The organism is Actinospongiicola halichondriae (assembly GCF_049103745.1).
GTDB classification, from domain to species: domain Bacteria; phylum Actinomycetota; class Acidimicrobiia; order Acidimicrobiales; family Salinilacustritrichaceae; genus Salinilacustrithrix; species Salinilacustrithrix halichondriae.
This window is the reverse complement of record NZ_CP171622.1, coordinates 2,848,334-2,872,326: the sequence shown is the minus strand read 5'-3', so window position 1 is coordinate 2,872,326 and position 23,993 is coordinate 2,848,334. Positions and strand designations below refer to the sequence as shown.

30 protein-coding genes and 1 pseudogene are annotated in these 23,993 nt (G+C 69.5%); 20 read left to right on the top strand and 11 right to left on the bottom strand.

The features are described from left to right. Positions 1-14: 14 nt before the first annotated feature. Entirely contained in the window at positions 15-911 is an 897-nt protein-coding gene (folP, locus tag AB8619_RS14175; RefSeq protein ID WP_436793282.1) for a dihydropteroate synthase, read from the top strand. A 57-nt stretch (positions 912-968) separates the two neighbouring features. On the opposite strand, the pseudogene AB8619_RS14170 reads toward folP, so the two are convergent. Both AB8619_RS14170 and AB8619_RS14165 read right to left on the bottom strand, forming a co-directional pair. Continuing rightward, positions 969-1,439 (bottom strand): annotated as a pseudogene (locus tag AB8619_RS14170) (DUF5317 family protein); the annotation flags it as partial. A gap of 16 nt (positions 1,440-1,455) precedes the next feature. Further along, on the bottom strand, positions 1,456-1,788 hold the full coding sequence (locus tag AB8619_RS14165) for a hypothetical protein (protein WP_436793281.1): 333 nt from the start codon (positions 1,786-1,788) through the stop codon (positions 1,456-1,458). 41 nt (positions 1,789-1,829) lie between these two features. On the opposite strand from AB8619_RS14165, the gene AB8619_RS14160 reads away from it, so the two are divergent. After that, positions 1,830-2,552 (top strand): enoyl-CoA hydratase, encoded by a 723-nt coding sequence (locus tag AB8619_RS14160; protein WP_436793280.1) that lies wholly within the window; start codon positions 1,830-1,832, stop codon positions 2,550-2,552. Between the two features lie 3 nt (positions 2,553-2,555). On the opposite strand, the gene AB8619_RS14155 is transcribed toward AB8619_RS14160, so the two are convergent. Beyond that, a complete protein-coding gene (locus tag AB8619_RS14155; protein ID WP_436793279.1) occupies positions 2,556-3,062 on the bottom strand; it encodes a septum formation family protein in 507 nt (168 codons plus the stop codon). A gap of 31 nt (positions 3,063-3,093) precedes the next feature. Further along, complete coding sequence (locus tag AB8619_RS14150; RefSeq protein ID WP_436793278.1) at positions 3,094-3,993, bottom strand: class E sortase; 900 nt, start codon at positions 3,991-3,993, stop codon at positions 3,094-3,096. Between the two features lie 62 nt (positions 3,994-4,055). Here AB8619_RS14150 and ccmA point away from each other — a divergent pair, with 62 nt between their 5' ends. From ccmA to AB8619_RS14105, 9 genes are read left to right on the top strand one after another with little or no spacing between them, the layout of a single operon-like run. Next, a complete protein-coding gene (gene ccmA / locus AB8619_RS14145) occupies positions 4,056-4,751 on the top strand; it encodes a heme ABC exporter ATP-binding protein CcmA (RefSeq protein WP_436793277.1) in 696 nt (231 codons plus the stop codon). Further along, on the top strand, positions 4,741-5,409 hold the full coding sequence (locus AB8619_RS14140; protein ID WP_436793276.1) for a heme exporter protein CcmB: 669 nt from the start codon (positions 4,741-4,743) through the stop codon (positions 5,407-5,409). Before ccmA ends, AB8619_RS14140 begins: the two co-directional genes overlap by 11 nt. 1 nt (position 5,410) lies before the next feature. Then, positions 5,411-6,178 (top strand): cytochrome c biogenesis protein CcsA, encoded by a 768-nt coding sequence (gene ccsA, locus AB8619_RS14135; protein ID WP_436793275.1) that lies wholly within the window; start codon positions 5,411-5,413, stop codon positions 6,176-6,178. Continuing rightward, the gene (locus AB8619_RS14130; RefSeq protein WP_436793274.1) at positions 6,178-6,321 is read left to right on the top strand and encodes a hypothetical protein; all 144 of its coding nucleotides are present in this window, start codon (positions 6,178-6,180) and stop codon (positions 6,319-6,321) included. The genes ccsA and AB8619_RS14130 overlap by 1 nt, the downstream gene beginning before the upstream one ends. After that, a complete protein-coding gene (locus AB8619_RS14125) occupies positions 6,312-6,827 on the top strand; it encodes a cytochrome c maturation protein CcmE (protein ID WP_436793273.1) in 516 nt (171 codons plus the stop codon). Before AB8619_RS14130 ends, AB8619_RS14125 begins: the two co-directional genes overlap by 10 nt. Continuing rightward, entirely contained in the window at positions 6,824-8,785 is a 1,962-nt protein-coding gene (locus tag AB8619_RS14120) for a heme lyase CcmF/NrfE family subunit (protein WP_436793272.1), read from the top strand. Before AB8619_RS14125 ends, AB8619_RS14120 begins: the two co-directional genes overlap by 4 nt. Next, positions 8,782-9,324: a TlpA family protein disulfide reductase gene (locus AB8619_RS14115; protein WP_436793271.1), complete on the top strand. Its 543-nt coding sequence runs from the start codon at positions 8,782-8,784 to the stop codon at positions 9,322-9,324. The genes AB8619_RS14120 and AB8619_RS14115 overlap by 4 nt, the downstream gene beginning before the upstream one ends. Further along, positions 9,321-9,788: a cytochrome c-type biogenesis protein gene (locus AB8619_RS14110; RefSeq protein ID WP_436793270.1), complete on the top strand. Its 468-nt coding sequence runs from the start codon at positions 9,321-9,323 to the stop codon at positions 9,786-9,788. The genes AB8619_RS14115 and AB8619_RS14110 overlap by 4 nt, the downstream gene beginning before the upstream one ends. Then, on the top strand, positions 9,772-10,836 hold the full coding sequence (locus tag AB8619_RS14105) for a tetratricopeptide repeat protein (RefSeq protein WP_436793269.1): 1,065 nt from the start codon (positions 9,772-9,774) through the stop codon (positions 10,834-10,836). Before AB8619_RS14110 ends, AB8619_RS14105 begins: the two co-directional genes overlap by 17 nt. Here AB8619_RS14105 and AB8619_RS14100 read toward each other — a convergent pair. Further along, entirely contained in the window at positions 10,833-11,306 is a 474-nt protein-coding gene (locus AB8619_RS14100) for a SixA phosphatase family protein (protein WP_436793268.1), read from the bottom strand. The two genes, AB8619_RS14105 and AB8619_RS14100, sit on opposite strands and share 4 nt — an antisense overlap. 61 nt (positions 11,307-11,367) lie before the next feature. Here AB8619_RS14100 and AB8619_RS14095 point away from each other — a divergent pair, with 61 nt between their 5' ends. Continuing rightward, positions 11,368-12,309 (top strand): hypothetical protein, encoded by a 942-nt coding sequence (locus tag AB8619_RS14095; protein WP_436793267.1) that lies wholly within the window; start codon positions 11,368-11,370, stop codon positions 12,307-12,309. Here the strand turns inward: AB8619_RS14095 and AB8619_RS14090 are convergent, their stop codons facing one another. Then, positions 12,310-13,428 carry a cysteine desulfurase family protein gene (locus tag AB8619_RS14090; RefSeq protein WP_436793266.1) on the bottom strand — a complete coding sequence of 373 codons (1,119 nt, stop codon included), beginning with the start codon at positions 13,426-13,428 and terminating at the stop codon, positions 12,310-12,312. It lies immediately after the preceding gene. A 1-nt stretch (position 13,429) separates the two neighbouring features. Continuing rightward, complete coding sequence (locus tag AB8619_RS14085) at positions 13,430-14,176, bottom strand: helix-turn-helix transcriptional regulator (protein WP_436793265.1); 747 nt, start codon at positions 14,174-14,176, stop codon at positions 13,430-13,432. Between the two features lie 72 nt (positions 14,177-14,248). On the opposite strand from AB8619_RS14085, the gene AB8619_RS14080 reads away from it, so the two are divergent. Continuing rightward, positions 14,249-15,403, top strand: a complete 1,155-nt coding sequence (locus AB8619_RS14080) for an Mrp/NBP35 family ATP-binding protein (RefSeq protein WP_436793264.1) — start codon at positions 14,249-14,251, stop codon at positions 15,401-15,403. Here AB8619_RS14080 and AB8619_RS14075 read toward each other — a convergent pair. Together AB8619_RS14075 and AB8619_RS14070 are read right to left on the bottom strand one after the other, a co-directional pair. After that, the gene (locus AB8619_RS14075; RefSeq protein ID WP_436793263.1) at positions 15,400-15,786 is read right to left on the bottom strand and encodes a response regulator; all 387 of its coding nucleotides are present in this window, start codon (positions 15,784-15,786) and stop codon (positions 15,400-15,402) included. The genes AB8619_RS14080 and AB8619_RS14075 overlap by 4 nt on opposite strands. Next, a complete protein-coding gene (locus AB8619_RS14070) occupies positions 15,783-16,457 on the bottom strand; it encodes a sensor histidine kinase (RefSeq protein ID WP_436793262.1) in 675 nt (224 codons plus the stop codon). The genes AB8619_RS14075 and AB8619_RS14070 overlap by 4 nt, the downstream gene beginning before the upstream one ends. Before the next feature lie 75 nt (positions 16,458-16,532). On the opposite strand from AB8619_RS14070, the gene AB8619_RS14065 reads away from it, so the two are divergent. From AB8619_RS14065 to AB8619_RS14040, 6 genes are read left to right on the top strand one after another with little or no spacing between them, the layout of a single operon-like run. Next, complete coding sequence (locus tag AB8619_RS14065; protein WP_436793261.1) at positions 16,533-17,246, top strand: molybdopterin-dependent oxidoreductase; 714 nt, start codon at positions 16,533-16,535, stop codon at positions 17,244-17,246. Beyond that, positions 17,243-17,920, top strand: a complete 678-nt coding sequence (locus tag AB8619_RS14060) for a cytochrome b/b6 domain-containing protein (RefSeq protein ID WP_436793260.1) — start codon at positions 17,243-17,245, stop codon at positions 17,918-17,920. The genes AB8619_RS14065 and AB8619_RS14060 overlap by 4 nt, the downstream gene beginning before the upstream one ends. A gap of 45 nt (positions 17,921-17,965) precedes the next feature. Next, the gene (locus tag AB8619_RS14055; RefSeq protein ID WP_436793259.1) at positions 17,966-18,199 is read left to right on the top strand and encodes a DUF3107 domain-containing protein; all 234 of its coding nucleotides are present in this window, start codon (positions 17,966-17,968) and stop codon (positions 18,197-18,199) included. Between the two features lies 1 nt (position 18,200). Beyond that, positions 18,201-19,148, top strand: a complete 948-nt coding sequence (locus tag AB8619_RS14050; RefSeq protein ID WP_436793258.1) for an ArsA family ATPase — start codon at positions 18,201-18,203, stop codon at positions 19,146-19,148. Continuing rightward, positions 19,148-20,320, top strand: a complete 1,173-nt coding sequence (locus tag AB8619_RS14045; protein ID WP_436793257.1) for an ArsA family ATPase — start codon at positions 19,148-19,150, stop codon at positions 20,318-20,320. Before AB8619_RS14050 ends, AB8619_RS14045 begins: the two co-directional genes overlap by 1 nt. Positions 20,321-20,322: 2 nt before the next feature. Then, the gene (locus AB8619_RS14040; protein WP_436793256.1) at positions 20,323-21,801 is read left to right on the top strand and encodes a sensor histidine kinase; all 1,479 of its coding nucleotides are present in this window, start codon (positions 20,323-20,325) and stop codon (positions 21,799-21,801) included. Between the two features lie 77 nt (positions 21,802-21,878). Here AB8619_RS14040 and AB8619_RS14035 read toward each other — a convergent pair whose 3' ends face one another. Further along, positions 21,879-22,181, bottom strand: a complete 303-nt coding sequence (locus tag AB8619_RS14035) for a WhiB family transcriptional regulator (protein WP_436793255.1) — start codon at positions 22,179-22,181, stop codon at positions 21,879-21,881. 157 nt (positions 22,182-22,338) lie between these two features. Between AB8619_RS14035 and AB8619_RS14030 the strand changes: the two genes are divergently transcribed. Further along, positions 22,339-23,043, top strand: coding sequence for a glycerophosphodiester phosphodiesterase (locus tag AB8619_RS14030; RefSeq protein WP_436793254.1), 705 nt, complete (start codon positions 22,339-22,341; stop codon positions 23,041-23,043). Here the strand turns inward: AB8619_RS14030 and AB8619_RS14025 are convergent. Next, positions 23,030-23,947 carry a diacylglycerol/lipid kinase family protein gene (locus AB8619_RS14025; protein WP_436793253.1) on the bottom strand — a complete coding sequence of 306 codons (918 nt, stop codon included), beginning with the start codon at positions 23,945-23,947 and terminating at the stop codon, positions 23,030-23,032. The genes AB8619_RS14030 and AB8619_RS14025 overlap by 14 nt on opposite strands. Positions 23,948-23,993: the final 46 nt, after the last annotated feature.

Genomic DNA, 23,993 nt, shown 5'->3' with positions numbered 1-23,993 from the left:
TACGCTCGGCTCCCGTGAGCAGAACCTTCGTCGCCCGCGGGCGGACCATCACCATCGACGGACCCGTGTTGATGGGCATCGTCAACGCCAGCCCCGAGTCGTTCTCGGGCGACGGGTCGACCAGCGTCGACACCCAGGCCGCCCGCGCCGTCGAGCAGTTCGCGGCCGGCGCGCTCGTGGTCGACGTGGGCGGTCAGTCGGCCAACACCAAGACGCCGGAACTCGCCGCCGAGGAGGAGACCGCACGCCTCGTTCCCCTCATCGAGGCGATCCGACGCCGGAGTGACGGGCTGCTGTCGGTCGACACCTACAAGCCGACCGTGGCCGACGACTGCCTCCGCGCCGGGGCCGACATCATCAACGACGTCTCGGCGCTGCACGACCCGGGCCTCGCCGAGGTCGTCGCCCGCTGGGATGCAGGGTTCGTCCTCATGCACACCGTCGGACCGCCCAAGGTCAAGTTGCTCGAACCCGACTGGTACGCCGACGGGGTGGCCCACGACGTCGCCGCGTTCTTCGACGACAAGTTGGCGTCGTTGGAGGCGTCCGGGGTGCCACGCGAGTCGGTCGTGCTCGATCCCGGCGTCGACTTCTCGAAGACGCCGCGGCAGTCGGTGGAGTTGCTCCACGACCTCGCGACGTTCAGTCGGTTCGACCGTCCGATGCTCCTGGCCCTGTCGCGCAAGGACTTCGTCGGCGCGATCTCCGGGACGTCACCGCGACAGCGGGACCCGGGAACGCTCGGCGCGATGGCGTTCGCGGCGCGCCTCTTCCCGGAGACGATCTTCCGCGTCCACGAGGTCGATCAGAGTCGGCAGTTCCTCGACGTCATGGCCGTCCTCGGGGATCCCGATCGCCTCGAGGTCGACACGCAGCTCTCGACCGGGCTCCGCCTCGAGCCGACCGACTGACCGTCCTCGCCGGGCGTGGCGGACGAGTTCGCCCGACACCGCGCCGATCCCCATGAGTGCGATGAGGTCGCCGAACGACATCGCAGCGCCGAGGGGTTCGACCGGGATGATGTCGCCGAGGACCGGGAGCGCGTCGTCCACCCGTTCGAAGCGTCGGCCGGCGCCGGGATCGGTGTCGGCCAACTCGTCGGCGGTCACGACCCCGGCATCGACGAGCGCCGCCGGGCGGACCGGCATCGCCCCGTGGGTGAGGACGGCGGCCATGTTGAGCGCGAGCCCGATGGCCAGGACGCCCATGCCGGGGATGTGCCGGTTCACCAGCGCGAATCCGGTCAGCGCGGCGAGCGAGGCGCCGAGGAGCATGCCCTGGGACGAGGGGTCGAACCAGCCGAGCGACAGCTGGAGCAGCACGCCGACCACGACGATGCCGGGGTAGATCACGACCGGGAGGTGGAGATGCTTGCCGTGCGGGCGTCGTACGGCGCCGATGACTCCGCCGACGAGACCGGCGAGCAGGACAGGAACCATCCCGGACGACGGTAGTTCAGCCCGGCTCGTCGCCCGATTCTTCGTCGAGGACGACCGCGTCGAGCGCGTCGCACGAGGCGAAGATGTCGATGACCTCGATCCGGACGTCGCCGGCGGAGTCGCCCGTCCCCTCGGCGGCCTCGAGGACCTCCTGGAACGAGTCGTCGCCGAACGACGCCACGAGTCCGTCGGCGACGCACGCCGCCTGGGTCTCGTCGAGCGCTCCGTCGGTCTCGACGATCAGTTCGTCGGCGAGGCGTTCGGCGTCGTCGGTCTCGTTGCTGCAGGCGGCCGCCACGAGGACCAGCACGAACGCCCCACACCACATCCCGGTCCGTCGCGTTCGCACGGGGGCGAGGCTAATGCGCACGATGCGGCAAGCTTGCCGGCGTGATCCGAACCGAGCGGGATGACCGCGTCCTCATCGTCACCCTCGACCGGCCCGAGCGCCGCAACGCCGTCGACGCCGAGCACCTCGCCGGTCTCGTCGCCGCCTGCGAGGACGTCGGCGATGCCCGCGTCCTGGTCATCCGGGGCGAAGGCCCGGCGTTCTGTGCCGGCGCCGACCTGACGCACGTGGAGGACAAAGCCGCTGCAGCGTCGGTGCGGGCCATGCTCGACGTGCTGAGCGGGCTGCCGATCTGCACGATCGCTGCCGTCGGAGGGCCGGCGATGGGCGCCGGCTGCCAGATCGCCCTGGCCTGCGACCTCCGCATGGTCGGCCCGTCGGCTCGCTTCGGTGTCCCGTCCTCGAAGCTCGGCCTCATGGTCGACCACTGGACGATCGAGAAGCTGGCCCAGTTGGCCGGACACGGGTTCGCCCGATCGATCCTGCTCGCCGCCGACACCGTCGACGCCGACGCTGCGCTGCGTACGGGTTTCGCGCAGCGCGCCGGGAACGATGACGACGCCATCGCCTGGGCCCATCGCATCGCCGCCCTCGCTCCGCTCTCGATCGCCGGACAGAAGCTCGCGCTCGACCGCCTGGTCGGTCGCACCGTCGACGCCGAGGACGTCCGAGAGGCGTTCGACCGTGTGTGGACGAGCGACGACCGGCTCGAGGGGATCGCTGCGTTCGGGGAGAAGCGCCCGGCGCAGTTCCGCGGCCGGTGAGGCTCAGCTGTCGAGGATGTCGTCACCGAACGGCGTGCCGGTGAGCGAGTAGGCCGCACAGGCGACGGAACGATCGCCCTGCGTCCACGATTCCGGCGTGGGCCAGACCGCGATGAGCCCGATCGACTCGGCCACGTCACCGAGTTGTTCGAGTCGGTCCCCGCACCCGCCGTTGGCGGCATCGACGACCCGTTGTTGCCCGGGATACGAGCCGTCCGCGGCGTTGAAGTCGACGGGACGCAGGTCGAAGACCGCGAACACCTCGAGTTCGTGGGGCTGATCGCACCGGACGACCGAAGCGGCGTCGATCTGTCGGCGCTCGTCCACCCCGATGACCAGCCCGGTCACGCAGTCGCCTGGGGCGAGTTCGGTCGCTGCGACCGGCCCGGCGGTGACGGGAGGGCCGGTCGTCGACGTCGGGGCATTCCCGGCGTCGTCGGACGAGCCGCTGCACGCCGCGACAGCGAGGGCACCAGCGGCGATCCACAGCAACGATCGGGTGGCCCGCATGGACGACGACGGTATCGGTCGCGTCTTCTGGTCAGAAGTTCGCCGGCAGCAGCTCGGCCACGGCGCCGAACCAGACGAACAGCGCTGCGCCGAAGGGCACGACGCCCAGGACGTAGGCCGGCCAGCGACGCCAGCGGCGGCTGAGCACGTAGAACAGCAGCCAGACGGCGAGAGCGACGAGCCCGAGGATGATCACCGGCGCCAACGGACCGGTCTCGTCGCCGTCGAGGGTGTCGACCTCGATCGCCTGGTCGACCTCGGCGAGCGGACGCGGTGTCGGGGGAGCGGGGTCGTCGACGAGCAGTGCGCTGACGATGATCCGCTGGCGAGCCGAGTACTTCGGGTGGCACGACGTCAGCGTGAGTCGATCGTCGCCCTGGTCCTCGATGACCTCGATGTCGGTCGGCGCCACGATGTTCTGCTCGATCACCCGGTAGGTGAAGCGGCCCTGGAGCGTCGTCACCGTGATCTCGTCGTCGACCGTGAGCTCGTCGATGCGGTGGAACGGAGCGCCGTAGGTGGTCCGGTGACCGGCGATCGAGGCGTTGCCCGACTGCCCGGGGAACGGCGTGTCCGGGTAGTGGCCCGGCCCCTTGCGCAGGTCGCTGCGGCTGACCCCCTCGACCACGATCTTGTCGACGCCGATCGCCGGGATCTCGATGCGGGCCATGGGCTCGCCGACCTCAGGGAGCTCGAGGAGTCCTTCGGGAACCGTCGTCGTCGTCTCGGTGTCGTCGATCGCCGTGGTGGTCGTCGTGGTCGGGTCCGGCGCCTCGATCAGGAGGTCTTCGAACTCGGACTCCAGGTCGTCCTGCGCCCTGGCCTCGGAGAGGTTCGTGCCCCAGAGTTGGTAGGCCACGAACAGCAGGATGATGACGCCCGTCCATATGAAGACGCGTCCGATTCCACCGAGCACTCTCGCCAACCGCACGCCGGCAGCGTACGGGGTCTTGGAGCATTCCGGACGTCGTCGGTACCGTTGGGACGCTTCATATGGCGCCCGCCGTCCCACCCCCAGCGGTCGTGTTGCAGGCGGCAGTCGTGCTCCTCGACCGGTTCCCCGCACTCGCCGGCGTCGATCTCGACGTCGGTGGCGGCGAGGTCGTGCTCCTGCGCGGGCCGAACGGCGCCGGCAAGACGACGCTGCTCCGTGCGTGCGCCGGGCTCGTGCGCGTCGTGCAGGGGACCGCCCACGTCCTCGGCGTCGACGTGGCTGCCACGCCGCGAGCGGTCCGGCGCCGGGTCGGCATGCTCGCCCACGACGACGGGCTCTACGCCGACCTCGATGCGGGGGACAACGTCCGATTCTGGGCTCGCGCGGCCGGGGCGACCGACGTCGACGCCGAGCGTGCCCTCGCCCGTTGTGGGATCGACGGTCGGTTGGCGACGGTTCCCGCCGCCCGGTTGTCGACCGGCCAGCGCCGTCGGACCGCCCTGGCGGCGCTCGTGGCCCGCCGCCCGGAACTGTGGCTCCTCGACGAACCCCACGCCGGACTCGACCGTGCCGGGCGCGACCTCGTGGACCAACTCGTCGTCGATGCCGCCGCCGCTGGTGCCACGGTCCTCTTCGCCAGCCATGAACTCGATCGAGCCGAGGCGTTGGCAACTCGCATCGTGACCATCGCCGGTGGCGTCGTGCGCGACGACACGGCGCGTGCCCCGGAAGGCGAGGCGACCGGTGCTCGCTGACGCACGACTCATCGCCGGCAAGGACCTGCGGATCGAACTGCGGTCGAAGGTCGGCCTCGGCCAGATGGTCCCCTTCGCGGTACTCGTGTTGGTGCTCTTCGGGCTGGCGCTCGACCCGGACCGCGGCGTGCTCACCCAGGCGACGCCCGGTCTCTACTGGATCGCCGTGTTGTTCTCGGGCCTGTTGGCGGTGCAGCGGGCCTTCGCCGTCGAGTCGGCGCCCGGCGTCACCGAGGCGCTGCGGCTGTCGGGCATCGACCCCGCCGGCTACTTCCTCGGGAAGTTCGCCGCCGTGGCGGTCCAGTTGGTCGTGCTCCAGTTGGTCCTCGTCCTCGGCGTCGTGGTCCTCTACGGCGCCGAACTCCATGGCCCCCTGCTGCTCGTCGCGACCGCCCTGGCCGCGACGGTGGCGATCGCCGCCGCCGGTACGCTCTACGGCGTGCTCGCCGCCGGTCTGCGGGTGCGGGACACCCTCGTTCCGCTCCTGTTGCTCCCGGCGCTGGCGCCGGTCCTCCTCGGTGCCACCCGAGCGTCGGAAGCCGCCCTCGACGGCGGAATCGGCGACGGGTGGGGCTGGTGTGGGCTGCTGGCCGCATTCGGCGTGCTCTACGTCGGCTTCGGACTCCTGTTCTTCGGCACGCTCCTGGAGGAGACGTGACATGACCACAATCACCACCACCAACGACGAGGTCCGGGCCGATGCCCCGACGTCGACCGGCTCACGAGCGACCAGGATCCTCGGGGTCCTGATCCTCGTCGGCTCGGCCGTCGGCGGCTACCTCGGGCTCGTGACCAGCGACCCCGACGTGGTCCAGCGTGACGCCGTGCGGTTGTTCTACGTGCATGTACCGGTCGTGTCGCTCATGTACATCCCGGTGATCCTGTGCACGGTGGCGTCGGTCATGTGGCTCCGCAAGCGCACCGACGGGTGGGACGCGTTGGCGTCGTCCTCGGCCGAGGTCGCCACCGTCTTCGTCGGGCTCGGCCTGGTCACGGGTGCCTTGTGGGGCGAGATCACCTGGGGCACCTACTGGACCTGGGATGCCCGCCTCACGTCGACGGCACTCCTGTTCCTCCTGCTCGTCGGCTATCTGGCCCTGCGCCGGTACCCGGCCGAGCCTGCAGCCCGGGCCAAGGTCTCCGCCGTCGTCGGCATCCTCCTGGTCCCCAACGCCGTGCTCGTGCACTACTCGGTGTCGTGGTGGCGGTCACTCCACCAGGACGCCACCCGCGGGTTCGACACGACCATGGACGGGAACCAGTTGTCGACCTACGCCGTTGCACAGGGCGTGTTCGTCCTGATCCTCGTCTGGCTGTCCATCCACGCCTTCCGCAACGCCTGGCTCGCGCTCCAGGCCGAGCGCGGCGACCTCGACATCGCCATCGCCGAACGCATGGCCGACGACGATCCGACCGGAGGCATCTGATGCTCGCCTACACCGACATCGGCACGATCCTCGTCGGCTGGGGCGTCACCGTCGCCGCGGTCGGGGGCTACGCGCTGGTCCTCATCCGCCGGGGCAAGCGCCTGAGTCGGGTCGTCGCTCCGGAGGATCGTCGATGGAGCTGAACGAGCCCTTCGAGAACGAAGACGAGGTCGACGGCCTCGATCTCACGCCGCGCCAGGCGCCGCCGGTGCGCGGTGGCGACGACCAGAAGCGCAAGCGCCTCCTCGTCGGCGGGTTCCTCGCCGTCCTCGTCGTGGTCCTCGGTGTCGTCGCCTGGCAGGGGCTGTCGAACGCTGCGCTGTACTTCCGCACCGCGGACGAGGCCGTCGAACAGCGCGACGAACTCGGCGACCGACGGTTCCGGATCGAGGGAACGGTCGTGCCCGGTTCGGTCGAACCCGACGGTGTCGCCGTCCGGTTCGTCATCGAGAGCAATGACGTCCAGGTCGCGGTGGCGCACCAGGGGGACCCGCCCGACCTGTTCCAGGAGGACATCCCCGTCGTCCTCGAGGGTCGGTGGAGTCAGACCGACGACGTGTTCGAGAGCGACGGCATCCTGGTGAAGCACACCGAGGAGTACGAGGCCGACAACCCGGACCGGACCGACGAGTTCGTCGGCGACGAATGAACGCGACGCTCGGTTCGGCTGGGGTCGTCCTCGGCCTCGTGTCGTGCGCTTCCGGCATCGTCACGGTGCTGGTCGGCCTGCGCCGTGACCGGCCCGCACTGATCCGCACGGGTCGGACCTACGCGTTCATGGCGCTCGCCGGCGCCCTGCTGGCCACGTTCGCGATGGAACGGGCGCTCATCACGCGGGACTTCACCGTCGGCTTCGTCGCCGACAACGGGTCGTCCCGCACGCCGGCGCTCTTCAACGTGGCGACGATGTGGTCGGCGCTCGAGGGGTCGATCCTTCTGTGGGGTCTGATCCTGTCCGGCTACACGGCCCTGATCGCCCAGAAGTTCCGGCACCGCCTCGACGACCGCCTCGTCGGTTGGGCGCTGCTCACGATGCTCGCCGTCGGGGCCTTCTTCTTCGCGCTGATGGCCGGACCCGCCAACCCGTTCGAGTCGGTGACGGTGCCGCCCGGATTCGACGGCCCCGGGCCGAACCCGTTGCTCCAGAACCATCCGCTCATGGCGTTCCACCCGCCGATGCTCTACCTCGGCTACGTCGGCTTCACGGTCCCGTTCGCCTTCGCGATCGGCGCGCTCGTGACCGGCCGGGTCGGGGAGGGGTGGCTCCTCGTCACCCGTCGCTGGACCCTCTTCGCGTGGGGGTTCCTGACCTTCGGCATCGTCCTCGGCGCCTGGTGGAGCTACGAGGTGCTCGGTTGGGGTGGCTACTGGGCGTGGGACGCCGTCGAGAACGCGTCGCTGCTCCCGTGGCTCACGGGCACCGCCTACATCCACTCGGTGATGGTGCAGGAGCGGCGCGGCATGCTCCGCGTCTGGAACCTGTCACTGCTGTGCGCCACCTTCGCACTCACGATCCTCGGCACCTTCCTCACCCGATCCGGGGTCATCGACTCGGTCCACGCATTCAGCGAGTCGCAGATCGGTCCGTGGCTGCTGTCGATGTTCGCCGTCGTCGTGGTGATCACCGTCGGCCTCGTCGGTTGGCGCGGCGACCGTCTGCGGGCGCCCGGTCGCATCGACTCGCCGATCTCGCGCGAGGGCGCGTTCCTGGCCAACAACGTGCTCTTCGCGGTCTTCGCCTTCGTCGTCCTGCTCGGCACCGTGTTCCCGCTCATCGTCGAGGCCATCTCCGACGAGCGTCTCTCCGTCGGCGTCCCGTACTTCAACCGCATGACCATGCCGATCGGGCTGCTCCTGCTGTTCCTGATGGCCGTGGCGCCGGTCCTGCCGTGGCGCAAGGCCTCGGAGGAACTGCTCCGCGTCCGTCTGTTCTGGCCGGCGTGCGCCGGCGTCCTGGCCGTCGTGGCGACGGTCTTCACCGGGTCCCGTGGGCTCGCTCCGGTCCTCGCGTTCGGCCTCGGTGGCTTCGCCGGTGGGGCTGCGCTGCGCCAGATCGTCCTGGCGACACGCCGGCAGGGATGGCGGGGCCTCGTCGGACGGACCAACGGCGGCATGATCGTCCACCTCGGCGTGGTCGTCATCGCCGTGGCGTTCGCCGCCTCCCAGTCGTACGTGACCGAGACCGAATTGCGTCTGTCGCCCGGCGACGTCGCCACCGTCGGCAGCCACACCGTCGTCTACGAGGGCATCGAGGTGACCGAGAGCGCCGAGAAGACGACGACGGCCGCGCTCGTCCGGGTCGACGGCGGCGCCGTGTACCGCCCGGCCATCGAGTTGTTCGCGTTCGGCGGTCAGTCGATCGGCTCTCCCTCGGTGTCGACGAGCCTGGTCGAGGACGTCTACCTCACGCTGCTCGAGATCCCCGAGGGCGACGATCCGGCCGTGATCCGCGTCGTCCTCCAGCCGCTGGTGACCTGGCTGTGGATCGGTGGCTGGATGATGGCGGTCGGCACCGCGCTCGCTGCCTTCCCCGGCCGCCGTCGCCGGGCCACGCAGCCCACGTCGGAGTTCCTGCACGAGCCAGAGCCCGGGGTGACGGTCTCGTGAAGCGCCGACTCGGTGTGTGGGTGGCCATCCCGGTCCTGTTCCTGATGCTCGGGTTCATCGCCGTACTCGCCACGAGCGAGGACTCGGGCTCGCGTTCGGTCGCCTCACCGCTGTTGGGTCGACAGGCCCCGCCGATCGTGGGGGAGACCATCGACGGCGGCGCCTACGACCTCGCGACATCGAGCGGCGACTTCGTCATCGTGAACTTCTTCGCCACGTGGTGCACCCCGTGCGTCGTCGAGCATCCGGAGTTGGTGAACTTCGAGAAGCGCCACCGCTCCGCCGGCGACGCGTCGGTCATCTCGGTCGTCTACGACGCGTCGACCGAGTCGGTCCGCAACTTCTTCGCCGACAACGGCGGCGAGTGGCCCGTCGTCGAAGATCCCGACGGTCGCATCGCCCTCGACTACGGCGTGGCCGGCGTTCCCGAGTCGTACCTGATCGGCCCCGACGGGGTCGTGGTCACCAAGCTGGTCGGTGGCGTGACGTCGAGCGGTCTCGACCGGGTGCTCGCCGAAGCACAGGAGGCTTACCGATGAGCGGACTCAGCCGTGCTCGCTGGCCGTGGCTGCTGTTGGTCGCGTTGCTCGTGGGTGGTCTCGCCGTCGCCACCGTCGGCGACTCCGGGCCACAGACCTCGGCGGAGCGGGCGCGTGGACTGGCCGAAGGCATCAAGTGCCCGACGTGCCAGGGCCAGTCGATCGCCGACTCGAACGCCACCGCTGCCCGAAGCATCCGTACCGAGATCGCACGCCGGATCGAGGCTGGCCAGACCGACGACGAGATTCGCGACTACGTGGTGACCCGCTATCCCGACTCACTCCTGACCCCGCCGAAGACCGGTGTGGCGGGCCTGATCTGGTTCCTGCCCGTCGCGCTGTTCGTCGCCGCGCTCGGCGGCCTGATCGCGGTGTTCCGGGGTTGGCGCACCGCGCCGGACCCTGACGTCTCCGACGAGGACCGCGATCTCGTGGCAGAGGCTCGGCGTGCGACTCGACCCTGATGCACTCGCCGCGTTGGAGGAGGAGCGCGACTTCCTGCTGCGGTCGCTCGCCGACCTGGACCGCGAGCTCGCTGCCGGCGACATCGACGAGCACGATCACCGCACGCTGACGGCCGGGTACACCACCCGTGCCGCCGAGGTCCTGCGGGCGATCGAGGCCGACCGGGCCGCGATCGACGAGGAACGGCCCGCGACATCGCTCGCTCGACGTCTCCTCGTCATCGGTGGGGTCGCCGTGGTGGCCGTGGTCGCCGGACTGTTGGTGGCTCAGTCGTCCGGGAGCAGGGGTTCCTCCGGTCTCACGGGGCTCGACGTCGCAGCCGCTTCGTCGCGGGCCGACGACTGCTTGGCGCTCGAACAGGGCGGCGACGCCGACGGGGCGGTGGACTGCTACTCCGAGATCCTGGAGTCCCTGCCCGGCAACGTGCGTGCGCTCACGTTCCGTGGGTGGCTGCAGGTGCGGGAGTTCGACGTCGATGACGGGATCGCCGACCTCGACGCGGCGATCCAACTCGACCCGGAGTCGACCTCGCCGTACGTGTTCCGGGCCAGTGCCCGTTCTCGGTCGGGCGACGCCGCGGGTGCGGTCGCCGACCTGTCGTCGTTCTACGACAACGGGCCCTCGGACGAGGAGCGTTCGTTGGCCGACCAGTTCGTCCCGGTCATCGTCGAAGGTGCGCTCGACCAGTGCATCGGCGGCGACGTCACCGGTTCGATGGCGCCGGTCGCGGTGTTGACCTGTTATCGCGACGTGCTCGAGGTCGATCCCGGGAACGCGTCGGCGAGCATCTACCTGGGGTGGCTGCTCGCTCGTACCGGTCTCGCGGACGAGGCCAGGGCGCTGCTCGACTCCGGCCTCGAGACCGACCCGTCGCTCACCGCCGGCTACGTCTTCCGAGCCGCACTCCTGGCGCACGTCGGCGACTTCGACGCAGCTCGCGCCGACCTGGCGACCTTCGACGAGGCCGATCCGCCCGAGGACCAGCGTGACGCGGCGGAGCGGGTGCGGGTCGCAGTCGAGGCCGGCGAGGACCCGTTGCCGGGCTAGCGGCCGCTGGGTGGTGCCAGGTAGCGACCGGCACCCCAGCCGTCGGCCTTGGAGTACTCGATCACCCAGGTCGACGCCTTCTGCCAGACCAGCCGGTCGTCGTGGGTCATCCCCCGGTTCTCGAGTTCGTGGAGGAGCGCGGGGATCACGTCGCCGTGGCTCGACAGGACGATGGTCTTCTTCCGCGCCGCGTCGTCCAGCAGCGACTCGATGGCGGAGGCGCTGGGCCCCTCGAAGAGCCGGTCGTCGTCCTGGACCGGCACGTCGACTGCGGCGCCGAGCGGTTCGACGGTCTCACGGCATCGGGTGGTCGGTGACGTCAGGATCCGTCGGGGCTCGTACTGCACCAGGTCGGCCGCCAGCGCGGCGGCCTGCTTGCGGCCACGCTCACTGAGCGGTCGGACGCGGTCGTCGCCCGACCACGACCTGCGTTCACCTGCGTGCCCGTGACGAACGATGAGGAGAGCCACGGCGCGCAATGTAGAGCAAACCGAGCGAGTTCTTGTCGGCACCCGTTCGTACCGTCGTCCCATGCTCACTGTTGCTGATCTCGATCCCGTACTCCTGGCCCGCGTGCGAGCCGAGCAACCCCGGTTGTGGCCGAATCATCTGCGTCTCGCGCGGGTCGCCCACGGCCTCGACGTCGACGAGTTGGACACGATCGACGCTGAACTCGAGGTGCTCGCTGCTCGTCGTCGCGCGGTGCTCGACCGGCTGGCCGCACTGCGGCCGCGTCTGTGGCCGGAGTCGTACCGCCGTCACGTGCGCCGGCGATGTCGGGTCGACGAGCGAGCGTTGGCGCCGCCGGTCGTCGGTGCCGAGGTGCTCGTGGGCGTGGACCTCCGACGGGTGTTGGTCGGCATCGTGCGTCGTCACGGCGAGGTCTCGCTGCGTGAGTTGCACGGGTTGATCCACCGCCATGGGTACGAGGTGGGTGGCGAGCGGCCGGTCCAGCGGCTCGGTGACGCTGCCGCCTACGAGACTCGGGAGGGGCGGCTGCGCCGGGTCGGGCGTGGGGTCTACGCGCCGGTGGCGGGGGAGGCCGGTGCTGTCGACGGGGTCACATCCGACCCCCTCGGTCAGCCCTTGGCGTGGGACCGCCCGGAGTGCGACGAGCCGCCGCCCCTCGACCCGGCGGTCGCCGACGACCAGGATCGATGGAGCGATCAGCAGTGGCCGGCGACAGCCCAGTGTGGGGGTGACCTGCTCCCGTCGCCGGTCGATCCGGCGCACCGCTCACTGGGAGAGGATCTGACCGCCCACGTCGCCGCCACCCGCCGTCGCCTTGCAGCCCTCGTCGCCGACCGCCTCCGCGCTCACGCCGGGCCTGCCAGTACGCGCCCATCCACCGACCACCCCACCACCCGGTTTGACTCGCTAGGCGCCGATTCGTTGACGAATCGTTCCCCAGGCATGCCGATGGGGGGTCGAGCGGGGGACGGGTCCGACGGGGAGGACGACGGCGTTCCCTGATCAGTGGGTGGGTCGGAGCGAGCGGAGTTCGGTGAGGATCGCAGGGAGCGCGGCGGCGACGGCATCGACGTCGGCGTCGGTCGACGACCAGCCGACGGAGAGGCGCAGCGATCGGTGGGCGTCGACGCCCATGGCCGCGAGCACGGGCGACGGCTCGAGGTCGGCCGACGCACACGCACTGCCGGAGTGGGCGCTGATGCCGCGGCGGTCGAGGCCGAACAACACTGCCTGTGGCTCGATGTCCGCGATGCCGATGCAGACGAGGTGCGGCAGGCGGTGGAGGGGGTCGCCGTGGATCGTCACGCCCTCGAGGCCGACGAGCTGGTCACGGAGACGGTCGGTCAGCGCCACCTGCGTCGCGGCCTCGGAATCGACATCGATCGAGTCGACGGCAGCCGCCAGCCCGACCGCGGCCGCGACGTTCTCCAGGCCGGCACGGCGAGCCAACTCCTGCTCGCCGCCGACGAGCAGTGGCCGTAGCCGCACGCCACGCCGCACGAGCAGTACGCCGGACCCCGGCGGCCCGCCCAGCTTGTGGCCGCTGATCGACACGAGATCGGCGCCGAGCGCCCGGAAGTCGATCGGGATCCGACCGGCAGCCTGCGCCGCGTCGACGTGGACGAGAACGCCGCGGTCACGGCACGCCGCCACCACCTCGTCGACCGGCTGCGTCGTCCCGACCTCGTGATTGCCCCATTGCAGGTGCACGGCGGCGGTCTGGTCGTCGACCGCAGCAAGCATCTCGTCGACCGAGACCCTGCCGTGGCCGTCGACCCCGACCGACCGGACCGGACCGTGCATCGCAGCAGACAGTCGGACGGCGGAGTGCTCGACCGCAGGCACGACCTGGTGCGTTCCCCGCTCGGCTGCGCCCCAGCAGGCGGTGGCGATCGACTCGGTCGCACCCGAGGTGAAGACGACTTCTCGCGCCCGGGCCCCGAAAGCCGCGCCCACCCGCTCGCGGGCGTCCTCGAGCACTGCCCGCGCATGGGTCCCCTCGGTGTGGACCCGGGACGGGTCGCCGGTCACCGAGGTCAACGTCTCGACCATCGCGTCCCGGGACGAGGGCCGCAGCGGCGTGGTGGAGGCGTGGTCCAGATCGTGTCGCGGCGCGGTCACGTCATGAGGACGTCACGACGGTGACGCAGGTCTCCGAGCCGAGCGCGACCGACGTCTCGGTCGACGGGCGAGTGTCGCCGTAGAGCGACGACAGCATCCCCTTGACCAGCCCACGGTCGACGGCGCAGATGACCGGGTGCTCGATGGCCGTGTCGCCGAAGGGGCAGTGCTGGGCCACGATCCGCAGCTCGTCACCCTGCTTCTCGGCGTGCGCCGCGAACCCGTGAGCGGAGAGCGCGTCGGCGACGGCGTGGAGTGCCGACCGGAACGACCGCTGCGCCTGGTCGGTCGGTCCCATGGTCGCAGCGAGTGTCCGGCCGTACTCGATGCCGACCTCCTCGGCCATGGTCGCGGCCTCCGCGGGCGGCAACAGCGCCAGCGCTCGTCCGAGCAGGGACACCAACAGGTCGTCGTGACGGACCGGGAATTCGATCGGGCTGGTCCCCGCCGTTGTCGCGGTGTAGCGCTTCGAGGGCCGGCCGGCGCCACCGCCGTCGGGGCGGGAGGTGCTCACCTCGACGTAGCCACCACCGGCCAGCTTGTCGAGATGGTGGCGCGCGACGTTCGAGTGGAGTTCGAACTGGGCGGCCACCGCAGAAGCGGTGACGCCGTCGTCCTGGTCGCGGAGCCAGAGGAAGATGTCCCGGCGGGTGGGATCGCCGAAGGCCGAGGTGATGGCGGTCACCGCCGACGCGAAGTCGGTGGCACTCAGCGGCCCCGGTTGCGGGGTGGGTGATTCCGCAGGCACGTCGGTATTCTACCTACGCGCATAGGGGAAATTTGCCCGAGTGCACATCCACGCAACGCACGACCGAAGTCCATGGAAGGTCCTCCCTTGCCCACCGAAGCCGAGATCACCGAGGCCCTACGGCCCGTCGAAGACCCCGAACTCCACCGGAGCATCGTCGATCTCGGCATGATCCGGTTCATCCGGATCGACGGCGCGCAGATCCACGTCGAGGTCGCACTCACCGTCTCCGGGTGTCCGTTGAAGAACGAGATCGAGCGTCGCGTCGGCGAGGCGGTCTTCGCACTCGACGGTGTCGACTCCGTGCGCGTGACCTTCGACGTCATGACCGACGACGAGCGGGCCAAGGTCCGCGAGCTCATGGTCGGCGACCCGCAGGCCACCGCAGGCAGCCAAGAAGCCCACGGACACGCCGAAGGTCGGTCGATCCCGTTCGCCGATCCGAAGTCGAAGACACGCGTGCTCCTCGTCGCGTCCGGCAAGGGCGGCGTCGGCAAGTCGTCGGTCACCACCAACCTGGCCGTCAGCCTCGCCAAGCGTGGCCACAAGACCGCCATCGTCGACGCCGACGTCTGGGGCTTCTCGATCCCGCGCATGCTGGGCATCGACCGGCCGCCCGTCGTCATCGACTCGATGCTGATCCCGCCGGAGGCCCACGGGGTGTCCTGCATCTCGATGGGGTTCTTCGCCGAGGAGGACCAGGCCGTCATCTGGCGTGGCCCCATGCTCCACAAGGCACTCGAGCAGTTCCTCACCGACGTGTTCTGGGACGACCCCGACTTCTTGATCGTCGACCTCCCGCCGGGGACCGGCGACATCTCGATCTCGCTGAGCCAGTTCCTGCCTCGGGCCGAGGTCTACGTCGTCACCACGCCGCAGCCTGCTGCCCAGCGTGTGGCGCAGCGTGCCGCGTTCATGGCCGAGAAGGTGAACCTCGAGGTCAAGGGCATCATCGAGAACATGTCGTTCTTCACCGGCGACGACGGCAAGCGCTACGAGATCTTCGGATCTGGTGGGGGCGAGGAGTTGGCCACGCGTATCGACGTGCCGCTGCTCGGGAAGGTCCCGCTCGTGCCGTCGCTGCGCGAAGGCTCCGACACCGGTCGTCCCATCGTGTCGGAGGAACCGGAGTCCGATGCCGCCGCAGCATTCGACGAGATCGCTCGCGCCATCGTCGAGGACCTGGCGCCGACTCGTCGACACCACCCCGAGCTGAAGATCCTCTAGTCCGAGCAGGGCTCCGACACGACGGCCCGGATCGCCGAGACGAGCGGTTCGGCGTCGCCGTTCTTGAGGCGGAGCGGGACGTCCTGGCGGGCCATCTCGTTGCGGACGAAGTCGCCGGCCACCGCCGAGTAGGCGATGATCTTGACGTTGGGGCAACGGCGGCGGAGCTCGGGGATGGCCTCGAAACCGTTCATGTTCGGCATGAGCAGGTCGAGGATGACGACGTGGGGCTTCATGGCCTCACAGACCTCGATCGCCTGGACGCCGTCCTCGGCCTCGCCGACCACCGAGATGCCGAACTGGCGCAGCTGCAGCTTGAGCAGCAGCCGGATGTCGGCTTCGTCGTCAGCGACGACGACCTCGATTCCGTCGATCGTGTTCACGAGACCCCCAGCGGTGATCGTGGCAGTTGGAGGCGAGCGACGAACTGCGTCGGCGTCGACTCGACGGTGACGTCGCCGTCGTCGACTCGGGCGAGCGCCCGCGCAGCGGGGAGCCCGATGCCCAGTCCTGCGGCACGGGTGACCGCACTCTCGCCGCGGAAGAAGACCTCGAAGCTCAACTCGACGTCGGCGACCTGACCGTCGACCGGCGTCACGACCACGGCAGAGACGGTGTCGTCGTCGGCCTCGAAGTGGATCCACGGTTCGGCCTGGTGGTACTTCACGGCGTTCGAGACGAGGTGCTGCAGCGCTCGGGCCACGGTGTCGCGATGCCCGTGGGCGGGACCGGCGGGCTCGCCCTCGACACGGACGATCGTGTGGCGGGCCACCGACCGTGCGATCTCACCCAGGTCGATGCTGGCCGCCTCGTCGACGGGATGCGCGGTCTTGATCTCGCTGACGATGAGCAGGTCGTCGAGGAGGTCCTCGGACCGTCGGGCGTTGCGGATCAGCGCAGGGATGATGACGTCACGGGCCTCGTCCTCGTCGGCGCCGATCAACAGCTCGGCGAGGCCGCGGACCGTGCTGATCGGCGTTCGCAGCTCGTGGCCGACCACGTTGATGACACGGCGACGGATCAGATCCGTGGTGTCCGAGGGCGGAGTGGTCATGGGCGGGTCTTACCGATCGGTGAAACGAGGGGAGGCGGCGGGGGCTCGATCCGAACGCACCGTACGCTCGTGGTCGTGGACCAACAAGCGTATCGGCCGCTCGGGAGAAGGACCTTCCTGGGCGCGCTCGGCCTGGGGGCCACCGGCATCGTGATCGGATCGCCGTTCCAGACCGCGATCGAGTCGGCGTTCCGACCGATCGCCGACGCCGACGGCACAGGCCTCACCAATCTGCTCCCCACGACGGCCAAGTTCCGGTTCTACAGCGTCGCGGGATTCAACCCGGATGTGTCGCCGGCGGAGTACCGCTTGGGCGTGACCGGGATGGTCGACAGCCCGCTCGAGTTGTCGTTCGCCGACCTCCTCGACCGCCCGATGGTGGGACTCACCCGCGATTTCCAGTGCGTCACCGGATGGCGGGTCCCCGACGTCGAGTGGGCGGGCGTGAAGGTCGCCGACCTACTCGACGAGGCCGGTGTCGACGCTTCGGCTTCCCACGTGCGGTTCTTCAGCTACGACGGCGTCTACACCACGACGTTGACGATGGAGCAGGCCCGCCGCGACGACGTCCTCGTGGCCACGCAGATGCTGGGCGACGACGTCCGGCGTGAGCACGGCGGGCCGGTCCGGCTCTTCGTCGCCCCCATGTACGGGTACAAGTCGCTCAAGTGGTTGGCCGGGTTCGAGGCCACCGACTCGGCGGAGCCTCCCGGTTTCTGGGAGGTGCGCGGCTACGACACCGACGCCTGGGTCGGCGAGTCGAACGGCCGGGCGGACGAACCCACATGACCGCGACGACCCGGCGACCGGCCCATGCCCACGGAGAGAACGACCGGGTCGAGGGCGATCGCGTCGTCCGCTTCGACCGCCCGGAGCGCATCGTCCACTGGGTGAGCGCCGCGGCGGTCCTCGTGGCCGTCGCGACCGGCGCGATCCTCTACGTCGAACCGCTGGCCGTCGCCGTCGGGCGGCGTGCGCTGGTCAAGGACCTCCACGTCGTCGCAGGATTCGCCGCCGTCGTGCCCTTCCTCGTGGTCTTGTCGGGACCGTGGCGAGCAGGCCTCCAGCGCGACGTCCGTCGCTTCTCGCTCTGGCACGACGACGATGTGCGGTTCCTCCGTCGGCGCACGCGGCCCGGAAGCGAGACCGGCAAGTTCAACGGGGGACAGAAGCTCAACGCCGTCCTCGTCGGCTCTGCGCTCGCGGTCATGGTCATGACCGGTTCGGTCATGAAGTGGTTCGGGCCGTTCCCGTTGGAGTGGCGATCCGGCGCGACCTTCGTCCACGACTGGGTGTCGTTCGGCCTGTGGTTCCTGATCCCTGCGCACATCATCAAGGCGATCACCACGCCCGGCGCGGTGAAGAGCATGTGGACCGGTTGGGTCGGCCGCGAGGAAGCCGAGGCCCGTCCTCGTTGGTGGGAGTCGATCACCGATCGGGTCGACGAGTCGGACCGACGGTAGGTTGACCCCTGCTCCGGTTGACCCCGACAAGAGGTGTGAGAAGACGTGGACGTACGCATCGGTGTGACCTACACCGGCAAGGAACTCGACATCGACCTCGGTGACGACGCCGATGCCGATGCGGTGCAGGCCGACGTCGACGCTGCCATCGGTGGCACGACGTCCGTCCTGTGGCTGACCGACAAGAAGGGTCGCCGTCTCGGGATCCCGACCGACAAGCTCGCGTACGTCGAGATCGGCAGCTCCGACGCCGAGCGACGCATCGGCTTCGCCACCTGAATTGATCCCCCTCCTCGATCGCAAGCTCCTCTTCGTCACCGGCAAGGGGGGCGTGGGGAAGTCCACCGTCGCCGCGGCCATCGGCGCGCTGGCGGCCGATCGGGGCAAGCGGACCCTCGTCTGCGAGGTCGACGCCAAGGGCAACCTCGCCGACTTCTTCGAGTCGGGTGCGACGTCGTTCGCTCCCACCGAGGTCTCGAAAAACGTCTTCGCGATGTCGATGGACACCGAGGAGTCGCTCAAGGAGTACCTGAGCCTCCAGCTCAAGCTGCCGCTGGTCGCTCGGATCGGCCCCCTGGCCCGGACGTTCGACTTCGTCGCCAATGCTGCGCCCGGCGTGAAGGAGATCCTGACCGTCGGGAAGTTGGCGTTCGAGGTCCGGGAGCGGAACTACGACCTCGTCGTCGTCGATGCCTCGGCCAGCGGTCACATCGTGGGCCAGTTGGCGGCGCCCGACGCGATCAAGGAACTGGTCCAGGTCGGGTTGGTCCGTGACCAGACGGGCTGGATGATGGACATCCTCGGCGATCCGGCCCAGACCGGCGTCGTGATCGTCGCTGCTCCGGAGGAGATGCCGGTCCAGGAGACGATCGAGCTCGCCGGCCGGTTGCGTGAGGAGACCGTCGTCGACCTCGCAGCGGTCGTCGTGAACCGGGTGCTTCCCGAGCTGTTCAACCGCGCGGAGGAGGAGCTGTTCGACAAGCTCCGCGAAGACCCCGTGGTCGACCGCCTGTCCGAGCTCGCCGGCGGCCCGGCCCGGCCGGTGCTCGACGCAGCCGAGCTCGCCGTCACCCTGCGCCGCTCGCGTGCCGGTCACCTGACCAGGCTCCGTGAGGAGCTGCCCGACGACCTCCCGTTGCTGTATGTGCCGTACCTGTTCCAGCGCACCCACGGCGTGCGGGCGACGAAGATGATCGCCGGCTATCTCGGCGAGGAGCTCGGGTACTGATGGCGCGCCGGACGAAGAAGGACGCGACCCCGGGCACGCTCGAGCAGCTGCTCGCGGCCAAGGAGATCGTGATCTGTTGCGGGTCCGGCGGCGTCGGCAAGACGACGACGGCGGCGGCGCTCGGCGCCATGGCCGCGACCCACCTCGGGGGCAAGATCCTCGTGGTGACCGTCGACCCGGCCAAGCGATTGGCGAACGCGTTGGGGCTCGAGTCGTTCGGCAACGTCGAGACGCAGGTGCCGGCCAAGGCATTCACGGCGGCCGGGGTCGAGCCGCAAGGCGAACTGTGGGCGGCGATGCTCGACACCAAGCAGTCGTGGGACGACCTGGTCCGACGCCACGCGCCCGACGACACGACACGCGACGCGATCCTGGCCAACCCCCTCTACACCAACATCACCGGCCGCTTCGTCCAGAGCCACGACTACATCGCCATGGAGCGGTTGTACGAGATCCACGCCTCGGGGCGGTACGACCTGGTGATCGTCGACACGCCCCCCACACGCAACGCGATCGACTTCCTCGAAGCGCCCGAGCGCATGGCCGACTTCTTCTCGTCTCGGCTCCTGCGGTGGCTGACGGTGCCCTACCGGTCCCGGTTGGTCAACGTCGCGACGAAGCCGTTCTACCGGGTGGCCGACTCGATCCTGGGCTCCGCGTTCCTCGAGGACATCGCCGAGTTCTTCATGCTCTTCCAGACGATGTACGACGGTTTCGTCGAGCGAGCCCGTTCCGTGCAGCGCACGCTCGAGGACAAGCGCACCACGTTCGTCGTCGTCTCCACCCTCGAGTCGGCTCCGGTCCGCGAGGCGGAGTTCTTCATCGACGCACTCGAGGCCGAGTCGTTCCACCTCGGCGCCGTCGTGCTGAACAAGGTGCTCCCGAACTACCTGCTCGACACCAAGGCCGCGAAGGCGGCCAAGGCCATGGCAGCCGATCCGACCGCGATCGCCGAGGGGTTGCCCGGCATCGGTGACGTGGACGACGTCGCCCGCGTGGTCGAGGAGGTCGCCGACAGCTTCTTGAACTTCCGGGTCGTCGCGTCCCGTGAGTCCGAGCAGCGCAAGGAACTCGCTGCGCAACCGGACGTGATCGCCACGGTCCCGTACTTCGACTCCGACATCTTCGATCTCGCCGGGCTGTTGCAGCTCGGCGAGCAGCTCTGGAACTGATCGTGTCGTCCTTCGTCGACCTCACCCGCTCGCTGACGCCGCTCGACGACAACGAGATCCAGCACCTCCAGCGCCTGGCGGCGTCGTGGGGCCTGCTCGCCGACTTCTGCTTCTCCGACCTGCTCCTCTTCGCCCCGGTGGGCGGCCTCGACGGCCAGGAGTTCGTCGTGTTGGCCCAGGTCCGGCCGACGACAGGCCAGACGGTCTATCGAGGCGACTGGGTCGGCACCCGACTCGAGGACGCCGAGCGGCCGTTGGTCGCCCGCTCGTTCCGCAACGGCGAGATCATCGAGGGCGAGATCCACCTCGCCGTGGTCCGCGAACGGGTGCGGGTGCTGTGTGTCCCGATCCGGTGCGACGGCAAGGTGATCGGCGTCGTCACCCGCGAGTCCGCTCCCTCGATCGGCCGCCAGCACGGAGAGCTCGAGCGCACCTACCTCGACATCTTCAACCGCTTCGCTCGCATGATCGCCGCCGGCGACTTCCCCTACGACGAGAAGGACGACTCGGCCGAGGCGCCTCGTGTGGGCGACGGCGTGTTGCTGCTCGATTCGTCGGGGCGGGTCGAGTACACGTCGCCCAACGCGGTCTCCGCCCTGCACCGAGTGGGCGTGCACGCCAACACCGAAGGCCTGCGGTTCGGGGAGCTCGGACTCGACGAGTCACCGATCACGACGGCCTTCGCCGTGCATCAGCCCACGGTCGAGGAGGTCGAGCGGGCGAACGAGATCACCGTCGTCTTCCGCTGCCTTCCGATCACCGATCGCGGCCAGGTGTCGGGTGCGGTGGTCCTCGTGCGCGACATCTCCGAACTGCGCCGCCGGGACCGGTTGTTGCTCTCGAAGGACGCCACGATCCGCGAGATCCATCATCGGGTGAAGAACAACCTCCAGACGATCTCCTCGCTGCTCCGACTCCAGGGCCGGCGCCTCGGGTCCGACGAGGGCAAGGCCGCAATCGAGGAATCGGCCCGACGCATCCGGTCCATCGCCCTGGTCCACGAGACGCTCTCGCGCGAGGCCGGCGACGACGTCCCGTTCGTCGAGGTGGCCCGCGAGCTGTCGCGCATGGTCGAGGAGGGGCTCATCGACCCCTCGCGTCCCTTCCACGTCGACGTCACCGGCGAGGCCGGCTCCGTGCCGGCGGCCCCGGCGACGTCACTGTCGGTCGTGCTGAACGAACTGCTGCAGAACGCGGTCGACCATGCGTTCCCACCTGGCGTCGATCTCGGCGACGAGCCGGGACGCGTCGACGTCCACCTCGAGCGGACCGACGACGGCCTGGTGGTGATCGTCCAGGACGACGGCGTCGGCCTCCCGGACGACTTCGACCTGTCCGCGACCACCGGCCTCGGCCTGTCGATCGTCCGGACCCTGGTCGAGACCGAACTCGGGGGAGCGATCCACATGGAACGTGCCGCCGGCACGCCGCCCCGGATCGGCACCGTCATCCGCGTCACGGCGTCGTCGTCGGAGTGGTGACGCGCAACGACCTCCCGGTGAAGGGAGGTCGTGATGATGATCTGGCGCCCGCCATGGAGCAGCGGAGATGGTGCCGTTCAGGCGGTGCGCTGCTCCTTGAGGCGACGCTGGCGCGCACGGCGCATCTGTCGGCGCTCCTCCTCGGAGGTGCCACCCCAGACGCCGCTGTCCTGGTTGGTGGAGATGGCGTACTCGAGGCACAGGCCCTGGACGTCGCAGGTCTGGCAGACGGCCTTGGCGTTGGCGATCTGCTCGAGGGCGGGGCCGGTCGTGCCGACGGGGAAGAACAGGTTCGGGTCCGTGTCCCGACAAGCGGACAGCTTGCGCCACTCGTCTCGTTCGAGTGTGAGCGGGATCGTGCGCGACGTCGTCAGAGTCACGGGGCCTCCAAGGCGGTGGGGGTGGGTGGGGAGTTCTCTCGCCATCTTGTGACAGCGTTCACATGCCTCAGCGGACTGGGGGTCGTCTCGCCGGACTTGACCACCGTAGCCGCGCTCCAGTAGGCGCGCAAGGGTTTTTTCGGAGGGACGAAATTCGATGCACAAACCACAGGTATTCGGACATCGGGGAGCGTCGGCGGCTGCGCCGGAGAACACCCTCGAGGCCTATGACCTGGCCCGTGTCCAGGGGGCCGACGGCGTCGAACTCGACGTGCGTCGCACGGTGGACGGCGCGTTGGTCCTGCACCACGACGCCCAACTGCCGGGCGGACGGATCATCGCGGCGACGACGCACGCCGACCTCCCGGCGTCGATCCCGACCCTGGAGGCGGCGCTCGACACCTGCGTGGGCATGGTGGTCAACATCGAGATCAAGAACATCCCCGGCGAGCCCGACTTCCACGAGACCTGCACCCTGGCCGACGAGGTGGTGGCGTTGTTGTCGGAACGGGCCGGCCGGGATCGCGTCCTGATCTCGTCGTTCCATCTCGCCACCATCGATCGGGTGAAGGTGCTCGATCCCGAGATCCGGACCGGCTTCCTCACGCTGGTCGAACCGACTGCCCTCGAGAGCGTGCGGCTGGCGTCGAAGCGAGGGCACGACGCGATCAATCCGTACTTCCTCTTCGTCGACGAGGCGCTGATCGACGCGGCGCATGGCGCCGGCCTCGAGGTCAATGCCTGGACGGTGAACGAGCCCGACGTGATCGCCCAGCTCGCGTCGCTGGGCATCGACGGGATCGTGACCGATGTGCCCGATGTCGCCGTCGAGACCTTGGACGGTCGGATCAGACCGGCATGACCAGTCGGAGCGCGTCGGGTTTGTGCTCGAACGCGAGGGTGCCTGTGTAGCCGAGGAAGTCGCCGTCGACCTGGTACGGGATGTCGCCGTGTCCGGTGACGTCGATCCGGTCGAGGTCGTGGGCGACGACGGCGTGCTTGGAGGAACGCAGGTGCTTGCCGGCGCCGATGCCCGAGCCGACGAGCGCCAACGTCTTCACGAAGTCCATCGTGCGGATGACCACTACGGACAGCCCGTTGTCGAGCGTCGCCTCCGGTGTCAGGTCGAGTCCGCGGTTGCCGAGGTAGGTGTACGGGCTCGTGTTGAGGACGATCGTCATGTAGGCGTCGTCGATGACCTGACCGTCGCTCAGGCGGACCGCCATCCGGGGTCGGCTGTGGTCGTAGTGGCGGAGCCACGTGGCGAAGCCGGAGTAGACGAACAGCGGGTGCCCGGCGTAGCGCTTGAACGAGGCGCGCCGCTCGACCTGCTCGACGACGGCGGCGTCGAAACCGATCCCCGTGTGGAAGAGGAAGCACCGGCCGTCGACCGAGCCGAGCCCGATCGGCCGGATCGACTCCGCGGACAGGGCGTCGAGGAGGACGCCCGTGGCTTCGACCGGATCGTTCGGAAGCCCGATCTGGCGGGCGAAGACGTTGGTCGACCCGCCCGGGATCGTGGCCAGCGCGGTCTTGGTCCCGATCAGACCGTTGGCGGCCTCGTTGAGCGTCCCGTCGCCGCCCATGACCACCACGGCGTCGTATCCCTCGTTGGCCGCACCGAGCGCGAGACGTGTGGCGTGGCCGCGACGGCTGGTCTCGACCAGCTCGACGTCGTGGTCGGCGGAGAACGCCTTGTTGATGACGACCATGGAGCGGGCGGTCACCGACGAGGCGAAGGCGTTGACGATGAGGAGGATGCGCACGGAATGATGATGTTGACATGTGCGCACGGTTTGGACTGCGCCGTCA